We start from the raw sequence: 11,528 nt of genomic DNA on the forward strand, positions 1-11,528 counted from the left end.
GCCCGCCTGTCCCCCTCCCCCAACGTCCCGCAGAGAGCAGAGACCATGTGCGTAGCCGTGCCCGGTGAGATTCTCACCCTGGAACCCGACGGCACTGCCGTGGTGGATTTCGGCGGTACCCGGCGCACCGTCTCCCTGGCACTGGTGGAGGGGGCCGCCCCGGGCGACTACGTGGTGGTCCACGCCGGTTTCGCCCTGCACCGGGTGGATCCGGAGGAAGCCCGGGAGACCCTGGCGCTCTTCCGGTCGGTCCTCGATGAACAACCCGGCTGAAGCAGCCCGGGACCCGGAGCTGGCCTCCCGCCTCCTGGAACGGCTGCACCGTTACGCCGGTCCGCCGGTGGGGGTCATGGAGGTCTGCGGTACCCACACCGTGGCCATCGCCCGCCTGGGCCTGCGAAGCCTCCTGCCCGATGGGGTGCGCCTGCACTCCGGCCCCGGGTGCCCGGTGTGCGTGACACCGGCCCGGGTCTTCGACGAGGCCCTCGCCCTCGCCCAGGACGGCGTGACCCTTGCCACGTACGGCGACGCGGTGCGCGTTCCGGGCAGCGCCGACACCCTGGGGGAGGCGCGCAGCCGCGGTGCGGCCGTGCGGGTGGTGTACTCGGCCCTCGACGCCCTGGAGCTGGCCCGCCGCGAACCCGAACGCGAGGTCGCCTTCCTGGGGCTCGGCTTCGAGACCACTGCGCCCACGGTCGCCTGGGCAGTGAAGGCCGCTCGGGAGGAAGGCCGCTCCAATTTCTCGGTCCTCTCGGCCCACAAGGCGCTCCTGCCGGCCATGGAGGCCCTGCTCCGGGACCCGGAGGTGGCCATTGGCGCCTTCCTGTGCCCGGGCCACGCCACCATGGTGCTCGGTGCTCAAGCCTACGCCCCCCTGGCCGAAGAGTATCGGGTCCCGTGCGTGGTGGCGGGATTCGAGCCCAACGACGTGCTGGTGGGCCTGGTTCGGGTGCTCGACCAGGTGGAGCGGGGTGAAGCGCGGGTCGAAAACGTCTATCCGAGGGCCGTGGACGACGCCCCCAACCGTGCGGCCCTGGGGGTGCTGGACGATGTCTTCGTCCGGGTGGGCTCCGCCTGGAGGGGACTGGGGGAGCTCCCCGGGAGCGGGTACGAGCTGGCCGAAGCCTATGGGCAACACGATGCCCGGCGCCGTTTTCTTGCGGGCCGCTCGTTTCCCGGCCGAGAACCCGAGGGGTGCCGCTGCGCCCAGGTGCTGCGAGGCGTGCTCGAGCCCCGGGAGTGCCCCCTCTTCGGGGGCCGCTGCACGCCGGAGCACCCGGTGGGGGCGTGCATGGTGAGCTCCGAAGGTGCCTGCGGCGCCCACCACCGCTATCGGGAGGCGGGCGCCCCATGAAGGGCGGTGTGGTGGTGCGCGCCCACGGAGGCGGCGGGATCCAGACCCGGGAGCTCGTGCGGGAGGTCTTCGTGAGCCGCCTGGGAAATCCGGCGCTGCGGCGGCTCGACGACGCCGCCGTGGTGGAGTGGCCGGGTGGCCGGGCGGCCCTCACCACGGATTCCTTCGTGGTGGACCCCTGGGAGTTTCCGGGCGGCAACCTGGGGGACCTGGCGGTGTGCGGCACCGTCAACGACCTCGCCATGGTGGGGGCCGAGCCCCGGTACCTCACGGCGGGGTTCATCCTGCCGGAGGGGTTTCCCCTGGAAGGCCTGGTCCGCATCGCGGAGGCCATGGCGCTCCGGGCGGCAGAGGCCGGGATCCAGGTGGTGGCCGGAGATACCAAGGTGGTCGAGGCGGGTTCGGGCCCCTTCGTGAACACCGCGGGGCTGGGGGTGGTGCCGGAGGGGCGAGAGCTCTCCGGCAGCCGGGCGCAGCCGGGGGACGCGGTGCTCCTCACCGGGGACGTGGGCCGGCATGGGATTGCCGTCCTCTCCCGCCGCGAGGGCATCGGCTTTGCCACGGAGGTGTTGAGCGATGTGGCACCCCTGGGGGGCTTGGTGGGCCGCCTCCTGGCCGGGGTTCCCTCGGTGCGGGTGCTCCGCGATCCCACCCGGGGAGGCGTCGCCGAGGCCCTCAACGAGATCGCGGGGCAGTCGGGGGCGGAGATCGAGGTCGACGAGGCGGCCGTCCCCGTGGAGCCGGGGGTCCGAAGCGCCTGCGAGCTCCTGGGGTTCGATCCCCTGCACCTGGCCAACGAGGGGTGTGCGCTGGTCGTGCTCCCCGAGGTAGACGCGCCCGCGGCGCTGGAGCTGCTGCGGCAGCATCCCCTGGGCCGCCGGGCCGCGCGCATCGGCAGCGTGGTGGGCACCCGTCCCCGGGTGGTGGCCCGCACGCTCCTGGGGGGGCGCCGGCTCCTGGAACCCCCTCCGGGAGAGCTCCTGCCCCGCATCTGCTGAGGGGGGGAAGCAGGCGCTGGGGCGAGGGGGGTGGGATTTCGAAGGGACACGCGCAAAGAGGAAAGCGGGCATTTCGATGGCGGACGCTTCGACCATCCTCGTGGTGGACGACGACAGCGGAATCCGGGAGTACCTGGGCAGCCTCCTGTCCCTGGAAGGATACCGGGTCGAGGCCGCCCCCGGCGGCGTGGAGGCCCTGGCGCGCCTCGAAAACGGCCTCAAGCCCGACGTCGTGATCCTCGACATCATGATGCCGGGCATGGACGGCATCGAGACCCTGGCCCACCTCAAGGACAAGGACCCCGACCTCTCGGTCATCATGCTCTCGGGCGTGGGGCAGACGTCGACCGTGGTGCGGGCGATGAAGGCCGGCGCCTACGACTACATCGACAAGTCCTTCGAGGCCGACGAGCTCCAGATGGCGGTGGAGAAGGCCCTGGAGCGCCGCCGCCTCACGGAGGAGATCCAGCGGCTGCGGGCGCGGCTCCTGGCCCAGGACACCACCGACCCCATCGTGGGGGTGAGCCGGCCGCTCCAGGAGATGAAGGAGCTCCTGGACAACATTGCCGACACCGATGTCACCGTGCTCGTGGACGGGGAGAGCGGAGTGGGCAAGGAGCTCGTGGCGCGGCGCCTGCACCGCAACTCCTCCCGGTGCGAGAACCGCTGGGTCAAGGTCAACTGCGCGGCCTTGCCCCCGGACCTCCTGGAGAGCGAGCTCTTCGGCTACGAGAAGGGGGCGTTCACCGGTGCGCTCAAACGCAAGGAGGGGAAGTTCGAGTACGCCGACAAGGGCACCATCTTCCTCGACGAGATCGGGGAGATGAGCCTCTCGCTCCAGTCCAAGCTCCTCCAGGTGCTCCAGGATCGGGAGTTCTGCCGCCTCGGGGGCAACGACGTGCTCCGCGTCGACGTGCGCGTGGTGTGCGCCACCAACCGGGACCTGCGAAAGGCCGTGGAGGCCCGCCAGTTCCGCGAGGACCTCTACTACCGGCTCAACGTGGTGAACATCCGGGTCCCGCCCCTGCGCGAGCGTCGGGAGGACATCCCGCTGCTGACCCGCTACTTCCTCCACAAGTACTCCGAGAAGTACGGCCGGGCGCGGCTCGAGGTCTCCGATCAGCTCATGGCCTACTTCCTCTCCTACGACTGGCCGGGCAACGTGCGGGAGCTGGAGAACCTGGTCAAGCGGCTCGTCATCCTGGACGACGAGCGGTTCCTGTTCAGCGAGTTCAAGGGCCGAAACGTCTCTCCCGCCGCGCCGGCGCCCATGCCGCCCCCCGCCACCTTCTCCCTGGAGCACCTGGACCTGGACGGCTCCGAGCGCATCTCCCTCAAGGACATCGCGCACCGGGCGGCCGTGGAGGCGGAGCGGCACATGATCGCCGCCGTGCTGGAGCAGACCAACTGGAACCGCCGCAAGGCCGCCCAGATCCTCGACGTGAGCTACAAGACCCTGCTCTACAAGATCCGGGAGTGCGGGCTGGAGCGGTAGGGGCCCGCGTCCCTCTTCCCCGTCGAAATCGGGATCGGGATCGAAATCGGTATCGGCGTCGGAATCGATACCGATACCGATAGCGATAGCGATGCCGAGGTGGGGACTGTTCCTCCTGCCTCCCGAGGGGGCGTGGAGCCCGGTGCCTCAAAACAGGTCGAGTTGCCCGCGGGGTTTGCCCTTGCGCCCGCGTCCCGGCGCACGCGAGGGGCCGGACTCCGGGGGTTGGACGGCGGGTTCCCGGGGCGTTTCCGGCTCGGGTTCGGGGGTTGCCGGGGGCGGGGGCTCAGGGGCTGGAACTGGGGGGTGGCCGATCACCTGCGCCGGCGCTTCCCCGCCCCGGAGCTCGGTTTCCAGGGCCGAGAGCAGGGCGTCCAGGGAGGGGTCCTGCGCCCGGCGCTCCTCCACCCGCCGGGCCGCCATGTGCACGGTGGTGTAATCCACGCCGAAGCGCTCTCCGATCTCCCGCAGGGTGCAACCCGTTACCCTGCGCGCCAGGTAGATGGCCGCCTTGCGCGCGAGCACCCGCTGGAACTTCCCGGAGGTGAGCTGGGCCGTGGGCAGCCCCGTGTATTCGGCCACCGCCTCCAGCACCTGTTCGAGGGAGGGGCCTTCGGGCCGGTGCGCGAAGCCGGGCACTTCCCGCACGTCCTGCCCCTCCAGGGCCCCCAAGACCCGCTGCCGGAGTTCCTCGCCCCCCAGCACGAGGCCCCGCCACGCCTGTTTCCAGGGAGGGAGAGGCGGGCAGACCCGCGCCGCCTCCACGAGATGGACGTAGGCTTCCCTGCCCCCGCTCAGCCCCAGTACCCGCTGCGTCGTCAGCCCGGGCAGGGGGAGGTCCCCCGGCGCGTAGGCACGGGCGCTGGAGCCCGGATACGTCCAGGGATCGGGCGCCAGGCGCTTGCGCACGGGGTTGAGGTGCACGTGGACCGAGAGGGGGACGAGCCACTCCTCCCCCAGGAGGAGCGCGCGATATCGGGGCTGCAGGAGCGGCCCCCGGCGCCCCCGCCGGGCATTCACCCCGGCGGTGTACCCGGCGTTGAGGCGGTGGAGCGCCCGGGAGAGGTTGGGCCGGGGCGTCTCCAGGAGCAGGTGGTAGTGGTTGGGAAGGAGGCAGAACGCGTGGCACCGGACCCCGAAGGCGGCCGCCAGCTCGGGCAGGCGGGAGAGGAAGTCCTCCACCTCCGCCGCGTCGCGAAACAGGCGCTGGCGAGGCAGGCTGCGCGCGGTCGCCAGGTACAGCGCGCCGGAGAACTCCACCCGCAGGGGTCTGGCCATGGGGGCTACGGCGCCCGGAGCACCGGGGGCCGAGGGGCCCCGTCCATGCAGGGAGGGCGGCGCGGGGCGCTCACGCGGACTTGCCCCGCTCGACGAAGTTCTTCACCAGGTCGATGGGGATGGGGAACAGGATGGTGTTGGTGTTGCCCGTGCTGACCTCCACCAGGGTCTGGAGGTAGCGCAACTGGATCGCCGTCGGCTCGGTGCCGATGGTCCGGGCGGCCGCGGTGAGCTTCTCCGCTGCCTGATACTCCCCCTCGGCGGCGATGATCTTGGCCCGGCGCTCCCGCTCGGCCTCGGCCTGGCGGGCCATGGCGCGCTGCATCTCGGTGGGAAGGTCGATGTGCTTGAGCTCCACGGTGGAGACCTTGACGCCCCAGGGGTCCGTATGGCGGTCGAGGATCTCCTGGAGCTCCCGGTTGATCTTCTCCCGGTCCGAGAGGAGCTCGTCGAGCTCCGCCTGGCCGCACACACTGCGCAGGGTCGTCTGGGCGAGCTGGCTCGTGGCGTAGAGGTAGTCCTCGACCTCCACGATGGCCTTGAGGGGATCCAGCGCCCGGAAGTACACCACCGCGTTGACCTTTACCGAGACGTTGTCCCGGCTGATCACGTCCTGGGGGGGTACGTCGTGGGCGACGGTGCGCAGGCTCACCTTCACCATCCGGTCCACGACGGGGATGAGGAGGATCGGCCCCGGGCCCTTGACCCCGACCACGCGGCCGAGCCGGAACACCACCGCCCGCTCGTACTCCCGCAGCACCCGGACCGTCAGGAACATCAGCACCAGGAGCGCCAGGACGGCGAAGACCACGGTCACGAGACTCATCTCACTGTCTCCTCCCGGCCCCCAGGGGCCCCTCCATGCCATTGCCGGTGCGCGGGGTCTGCCGGCGCCGATGATACCAAACCGCCGTTTCCAGTCCAGCCGGAAGGCTTGGCCGGACCCTTCACCTCTGGGCCCGGGGGAAGGCGGCTTCCCAGAGACCCTCGAAGAAGTTGCGGGCATTGGTCCCCAGGGAGCGGGTGCGGTATCCCCCCTCCTGGACCACCAGGGTCGGCAGCCCCAGGGAGCCGATCATCCGGCCGTTGGCCGCGAAGTCCCTGGCGGTGAACTCCCAGGTGCCGGTGGGGTCCCCCTTGGCCGGGTCCAGGCCCAGGGCCACCACCAGGAAGCGGGGTCCGAACCTGCGAATCCGCTTGAGGACGTCGGACAGGGCCTCCCGGTATTCCTCGGGAGACAGGTGCTCGGCCAGGGGGACGTTGAGGTTGTACCCCTCCCCCGGGCCGGCGCCCTTCTCGTCGGCAAAACCGCTGAAGTAAGGATAGGCGAAGCGGGGGTGGCCGTGGAGCGACGCGGTGAAGACGTCGCTTCGCTCATAGAAGATCATCTGGGTTCCGTTGCCGTGGTGGTAGTCCACGTCGAGCACCGCCACCTTGCCCAGGCGGCTCAAGTAGTGGGCCGCCACGGCGCTCGAGTTGAAATAGCAGAACCCTCCGAAGACCCGGCGTTCCGCGTGGTGGCCGGGCGGCCGCACCAGGGCGTAGGCCAGGCGGTGGCCCCGCAGGATCCCCTCGGCCGCCGTGAGGGCGCAGTCCACGGCCCGCTTGGCGGCCAGGTAGGCGTTGCGGTTCAAGGGCGTGAAGGTGTCGATGCAGTAGTAGCCCGCCCGAATCGGCAACTCCTTGGGCGGCCGCGCCGCGTTTCGCAGGGGAAAGACGTAGGGATACACGGACTGGCCGGGTTCCACGTGGGCGCAGACCCGGCGAAGGTACTCCACGAAGTCGGCGTCGTGGACGGCACGGATGTGCCGCTCCGAGAAGTGCATGGGCTCCCGCAGGTCGAACAGGCCCGTCTTCTCGATTTCCCGGAGGATGGAACGAATCCGCACCGGAGCCTCCACGTAGCCCCGTTCCCGCACGTGGTGGATCTCGTGGCGGTCGTTGACGACCAGGGCGATGCGCTGCTCCAGGGAGGGGACCCGGCGCACCGGGATGACCGGCTCCTTCTTCACGTAGCGGGGCTCCCGGAGGCCCACCGGATCGTCGCGGAACGACTCGAGGATCATCTGGTTGTACTCGGGGGGGCACACGCCCTTGTACTGCCGCTCCAGGATCGCCCGCACCACCGCCACGGCGCGGCTTCGGGAGAGGGGCGCCCCCCTGCCCAGGCCGTCGAAGACGAGGTAGGGGGGGCACTCGTCGCCGGGGCGAAGGGGGGTCTCGTAGCGCGTGTTGGCAATGGGGCGAGCTCCGTAGCGCTCGTAAAAGGCCAGCCGCCGCGCGTTTTGGCGCAGCACCTCCGGGTCCCGGCACAGGGCCGGGTCGTCCGGCAGGCACTCGAAGAAGACCCCCACGCATCCCAGTTGGAGCGCCTCTTCCCGGACGCGCTCGTACAGCGCGCTCCCCACCCCCCCGCCGGTGCGCAGCCGGGCGGCGCTGATGAACTCCAGGTAGAGGAACTGGAGGTCGGGGGCGTGGAGCACCAGGGCGAAGCCCTTGACCTTGCGGCCGTCCTCCGCCACGAAGAGGATCGCCCGGAAACGGTGCTTCAGGGGATCCCGGAGCTGGTCGGGGATCCTCTCGATGTCCTCCTTGGACAGGAGGGGGAACTGGGACCGGAGGATCTCCTGGACCTGGCCCAGGGCGTCCTGGTCCGAGGGTATGGAGCAGTCGTAGATGCGGCGGATGGCGAACACGGGGTCTCTCCTCGCCACGGGCTCGAGAAGCAGCAGGGTGCCCCCGCGGCCGGAGGCAGCCCCTGGGGAGCCTCATTGTACACGCGATCGCCTGCGCCGCAGCACCCGGCATGGCCGGGCCAAAATACTTCGAAGACGACTCATTCACTTGTGGCGAGCCTCGGCTTCACGCCCACGGATTATCCATAATTACCAATAAACAGACCCAAAATAAAAGACTTGACGCAAGTGACAGGGGCGACGGTTTGACTTTCTGTTGCTTTGAGTGCTAAGGTTCTGTTCGTTGGAGGAGCGCCCATGAGCTCACCCGAAGACCGTGTAGAAGAAGAAGTTCTGCTCGCGCTGCGGCGCATCGCCCGCGCCGCGAGCCTCCACTCCCGCCACATCCAGCACGCCTACGGGCTCACCTCGCCCCAGCTCTTCGTGCTGCGGGAGCTCGCTCGGCGGGGGCGGGCCACCGGCGCGGAGCTGGCCCGGGCGGCCTCCCTGAGTCACGCCACCGTGACGGGGATCCTCGACCGCCTCGAGCGGCGGGGGCTCATCGGGCGGGTCCGCTCCGAGGAGGACCGACGGCGGGTGCTGGTCCAGGTGACCGGGGCCGGCAGCGACCTCCTGACCTCCGCCCCGCCCCCCCTGCAAGCCCGCTTCCTGGCCGGATTTCGGATGCTCCCCGATTGGGAGCAGTCGTTCCTGCTCGGGGCGCTCCAACGGGTGGCGTCGCTCATGGGGAGTGCCGGAGAGCCCGACGACGGCGAGGAGGCGGAGCCGTCCCAGGCGGCTTCCGGGGTGGGGGGTGAGGACCTGGAAGGGGCGGCGCCCGACCCCCGGCGCGCCGCGTGAACCACAACCCGAAACCGAGAGGAGAAACGACGATATGTGCACCATTTGCGGGCATGTCGCCCGAAACGGCCCGATTGCCTCGGCAGACGTCTACGACATGCTCCGAAAGATGGAGCACCGGGGTCCCGACACCAACGGCGTGTGCCTCGACGGCGACGTGCTCCGGGTGGAAGACCTGGAGAAACTCCGGGCGCCCCTGCTGCGCTCGAGCCGGATCGCGCTCGGCCACTCGCGGCTGCGGATCGTGGGCCGGGAGGCGACCACCCAGCCCTTCACCTCCTGTGACGGCTCTCTCGTCCTCATCCACAACGGCGAGATCTACAACTACGAGAAGCTCAAGAGCCTGCTTCGGCACCAGCACCGGTGGCAAACCACCAGCGACAGTGAGGTGCTGGTGCACCTGCTCGAGGAGACCTACCGGGGAAATCTGCTGGACGCGGTGAAGAAGGTCGTGGGGCTCCTGGACGGGATGTACGCCCTGGCGGTGACCGACGGGGAGAGCGTCGTGGCAGCACGGGACCCCATCGGCAAGAAACCCCTCTACTTCATCGAGAACGGCCCCGTCACCTACTTCGCCTCGGAGCGCAAGGCCCTCTGGAACGGTCGGGACGAGCCCCGGCGGCTCGACCCCGGCGACCTCCTGGTGATGGACGGCGACGGCACCCGGGTGGCGGAGGGGTATCACCTCCAACTGCCCCCCATCGACGTAGTGGACTTCGGGGAGGCCGTGGCCCTCTACAAGGACGTGCTCCTCAAGGCCGTAAAGAAGCGCCTGGTGGGGCTCCAGGAGTCGGTGCTCGGGGTGATCTTCTCCGGCGGCATCGACTCGGTGCTCGTCGCCAAGCTCCTCCAGCAGGAGGGCAAGAACGTCATCTGCTACTGCACGGGCACCGAAGACTCGGGCGACATCGCCGCCGCGCGGGCCGTGGCCGAGGACCTGGGCCTGGAGCTCAAGACGACCATCATCGACGAGCCTTCCGTGGAGGCCCTCCTTCCCGAGGTGATCCGCAACGTGGAGGAGAGCGGGCTCTTGCAGGTGGAGGTGGCGATCCCCATGTATCTCGCGGCCAGGCTGGCCGCCGAGGACGGCATCCGGGTCATGTACACCGGCCAGGCGGCGGACGAGCTCTGGGCCGGCTACCCCTGGTACTCGGACGTCCTGGAAGAGGACGGCTACCTGCGGCTCCACGAGAAGCTCTGGGAGGATCTCAACTACCTCTACACCGACACCCTGGAGCGGGAGGACAAGCTCACCATGGCCCACTCCATCGAGCTGCGGGCCCCCTACCTGGACCGGGACGTGATCCACGCGGCCATGCGGGTCTCCCCCCGGTTGAAGATCCAGGGAGTGGAAGACCGGCTCCGCAAGCGGGTGCACCGGCAGGCGGCCGTGGAGCTCGGGGTGCCGGCCTATCTCGCCTTCCGGATCAAGGACCCGGCCCAGTCGGGCTCGGGGATCCACGGCATCGTGGAGCGCATTGCCGCCCGCTGCGTGACCCGCTGCGATCCCCGCCTGGCCGGCGAGAACCTGAGGCGGGACAAGGGGAGTCTCTACCGCTACGGGGACGCCGCCTACGGGGAGGAGATCACCCGCGCCTTCCTCCAGCAGCTCGAGGCCCGCATTCGCGAGCAGTACATCCCGGCCTTCCTGGCGGCGTGATGGGGCGCTACCTGGATATCCGCCTCCTCCAGATGGGGTACGAGGCCCGCGACATCCGCCACCACGTGGAGAAGCTCAAGGGGCTCATCGCCGAGCACCGGCAGGCGGACCTCCTGGTGTTTCCCGAGCTGTGCCTGCACGGGCACCCCTCCCTGGAGAAGCCCGAGGGCTTCCTGTACCGGAAGATGCGCGTCGCCTATGGCCCCATCTCGACGGACCTGTACCGCTTCGTGCGAGACGTCGGGGCCCGGGTCGTGATCGGCGAGATGCAGCGCAAGGGCGACGAGCTCTTCAACGTGGCCACCTACCTGGACGACGAGCGGGTCCCCCAGCATTACGTGAAGACCCACGTGCACTGGACGGAGCGCTTCGTCCCCGGCCGCGCCCTGCGCATCTTCGAGACGGCCTTTGGAGCGCTGGGCGTCAACATCTGCTTCGACGCAGCGTTTCCCGAGGTGTGGCGGACGCTCGCGCTCCTGGGTGCCGAGGTGATCGTCAACCTCTCTGCCGTGCCGGCCTCGTTTCCCTCCCGGTACGTGCACCGGCGCATGAGCGCCGCTGCGCTGAACAACCAGGTGTTCGTGGTCTACGCCAACCGGCCCGGGCCGGTGTTCTCGGGGGAGAGCGCCGTCTTCGACCCCAGGGGCGAGACGCTGGCGGGCCTGGGTCCGGACGAAGGGACGCTGCGGGTGCGTCTGGACCGGGAGCAGGTGGCCCGGTGGCGGGAGGAGGAGCCCCTCTGGCCCCACCGCCGGCCCCAGCTCTACCGTCCGGTGACCGCGTCCCACGGGCACGGCCGGCGCCCGGAGTTTCCCGCGGACGGGCAGGAGAGGGGGGACGGACCCCTCGCCGCGGCCGGAGGGGGGCTGTGACGGGGCGGCGCCGATCCTCCTCGGGGAGCGGTGCGCCGGCCGAGCGGCTCAACCTGGCCTGCCACCGCTATCACAGACGGGAGGTAAATCCCCACGTCACCAATGCGCTGCTGCACCTGGGGCTGGCCCGCCGCGCTGCCCGGCGGCGCGACCGGGAGAGCGCCCGGCGAGAGTACGCGCGCAGTCTCACCTGCTGGAAGAAGGCCGACCTCCAGGACGGTGGGCGGTGGGATCGGGAGGTGCGCCTGGTGCAGCGCGAAAAGAGCGAGCTGCCGCCAGCCGGTTCTGGAACGGGAGGAAGTCGCCGCGGACCTTGAAGTCTCGTTCGGCTCCGG

General features: G+C 70.2%; 11 protein-coding genes. 8 read left to right on the forward strand and 3 right to left on the reverse strand.

Annotated features, from left to right (window positions below):
• Positions 1–45 precede the first annotated feature (45 nt).
• The 4 genes from AB1578_04595 (at position 46) to AB1578_04610 (ending at position 3,847) form a co-directional block, all read left to right on the forward strand.
• On the forward strand, positions 46–273 hold the full coding sequence (locus AB1578_04595; protein MEW6487179.1) for a HypC/HybG/HupF family hydrogenase formation chaperone: 228 nt from the start codon (positions 46–48) through the stop codon (positions 271–273).
• A complete protein-coding gene (gene hypD, locus AB1578_04600; protein ID MEW6487180.1) occupies positions 257–1,354 on the forward strand; it encodes a hydrogenase formation protein HypD in 1,098 nt (365 codons plus the stop codon). The genes AB1578_04595 and hypD overlap by 17 nt, the downstream gene beginning before the upstream one ends.
• On the forward strand, positions 1,351–2,352 hold the full coding sequence (gene hypE / locus AB1578_04605) for a hydrogenase expression/formation protein HypE (protein MEW6487181.1): 1,002 nt from the start codon (positions 1,351–1,353) through the stop codon (positions 2,350–2,352). The genes hypD and hypE overlap by 4 nt, the downstream gene beginning before the upstream one ends.
• A gap of 76 nt (positions 2,353–2,428) precedes the next feature.
• Positions 2,429–3,847 carry a sigma-54 dependent transcriptional regulator gene (locus AB1578_04610; protein MEW6487182.1) on the forward strand — a complete coding sequence of 473 codons (1,419 nt, stop codon included), beginning with the start codon at positions 2,429–2,431 and terminating at the stop codon, positions 3,845–3,847.
• A gap of 147 nt (positions 3,848–3,994) precedes the next feature.
• Here the strand turns inward: AB1578_04610 and AB1578_04615 are convergent, their stop codons facing one another.
• From AB1578_04615 to AB1578_04625, 3 genes are all read right to left on the reverse strand, one after another.
• The gene (locus AB1578_04615) at positions 3,995–5,125 is read right to left on the reverse strand and encodes a helix-turn-helix domain-containing protein (GenBank protein MEW6487183.1); all 1,131 of its coding nucleotides are present in this window, start codon (positions 5,123–5,125) and stop codon (positions 3,995–3,997) included.
• 70 nt (positions 5,126–5,195) lie between these two features.
• The gene (locus tag AB1578_04620) at positions 5,196–5,951 is read right to left on the reverse strand and encodes a slipin family protein (GenBank protein ID MEW6487184.1); all 756 of its coding nucleotides are present in this window, start codon (positions 5,949–5,951) and stop codon (positions 5,196–5,198) included.
• 121 nt (positions 5,952–6,072) lie between these two features.
• Positions 6,073–7,821: a histone deacetylase family protein gene (locus tag AB1578_04625; protein MEW6487185.1), complete on the reverse strand. Its 1,749-nt coding sequence runs from the start codon at positions 7,819–7,821 to the stop codon at positions 6,073–6,075.
• A gap of 297 nt (positions 7,822–8,118) precedes the next feature.
• Between AB1578_04625 and AB1578_04630 the strand changes: the two genes are divergently transcribed.
• Genes AB1578_04630 through AB1578_04645 form a run of 4 tightly spaced genes read left to right on the forward strand, consistent with a single transcriptional unit; the run spans position 8,119 to position 11,510 of the window.
• A complete protein-coding gene (locus tag AB1578_04630) occupies positions 8,119–8,661 on the forward strand; it encodes a MarR family transcriptional regulator (protein ID MEW6487186.1) in 543 nt (180 codons plus the stop codon).
• A 34-nt stretch (positions 8,662–8,695) separates the two neighbouring features.
• Entirely contained in the window at positions 8,696–10,321 is a 1,626-nt protein-coding gene (locus tag AB1578_04635) for an asparagine synthase-related protein (protein MEW6487187.1), read from the forward strand.
• Complete coding sequence (locus tag AB1578_04640; protein ID MEW6487188.1) at positions 10,321–11,193, forward strand: carbon-nitrogen hydrolase family protein; 873 nt, start codon at positions 10,321–10,323, stop codon at positions 11,191–11,193. Before AB1578_04635 ends, AB1578_04640 begins: the two co-directional genes overlap by 1 nt.
• Positions 11,190–11,510 carry a hypothetical protein gene (locus AB1578_04645; GenBank protein MEW6487189.1) on the forward strand — a complete coding sequence of 107 codons (321 nt, stop codon included), beginning with the start codon at positions 11,190–11,192 and terminating at the stop codon, positions 11,508–11,510. Before AB1578_04640 ends, AB1578_04645 begins: the two co-directional genes overlap by 4 nt.
• Positions 11,511–11,528: the final 18 nt, after the last annotated feature.

The sequence above is a fragment of the Thermodesulfobacteriota bacterium genome, from assembly GCA_040756475.1.
In the GTDB taxonomy this organism is placed as follows: Bacteria; Desulfobacterota; Deferrisomatia; order Deferrisomatales; family JACRMM01; genus JBFLZB01.

Bases quoted from the DNA above. Each gene is read 5' to 3' on its own strand.
- AB1578_04615 (MEW6487183.1), bottom strand. From the start codon at position 5,125: ATGGCCAGACCCCTGCGGGTGGAGTTCTCCGGCGCGCTGTACCTGGCG.
- hypD (MEW6487180.1), top strand. From the start codon at position 257: ATGAACAACCCGGCTGAAGCAGCCCGGGACCCGGAGCTGGCCTCCCGC.
- AB1578_04635 (MEW6487187.1), top strand. From the start codon at position 8,696: ATGTGCACCATTTGCGGGCATGTCGCCCGAAACGGCCCGATTGCCTCG.
- AB1578_04640 (MEW6487188.1), top strand. From the start codon at position 10,321: ATGGGGCGCTACCTGGATATCCGCCTCCTCCAGATGGGGTACGAGGCC.
- AB1578_04610 (MEW6487182.1), top strand. From the start codon at position 2,429: ATGGCGGACGCTTCGACCATCCTCGTGGTGGACGACGACAGCGGAATC.
- AB1578_04620 (MEW6487184.1), bottom strand. From the start codon at position 5,951: ATGAGTCTCGTGACCGTGGTCTTCGCCGTCCTGGCGCTCCTGGTGCTG.
- hypE (MEW6487181.1), top strand. From the start codon at position 1,351: ATGAAGGGCGGTGTGGTGGTGCGCGCCCACGGAGGCGGCGGGATCCAG.
- AB1578_04630 (MEW6487186.1), top strand. From the start codon at position 8,119: ATGAGCTCACCCGAAGACCGTGTAGAAGAAGAAGTTCTGCTCGCGCTG.
- AB1578_04595 (MEW6487179.1), top strand. From the start codon at position 46: ATGTGCGTAGCCGTGCCCGGTGAGATTCTCACCCTGGAACCCGACGGC.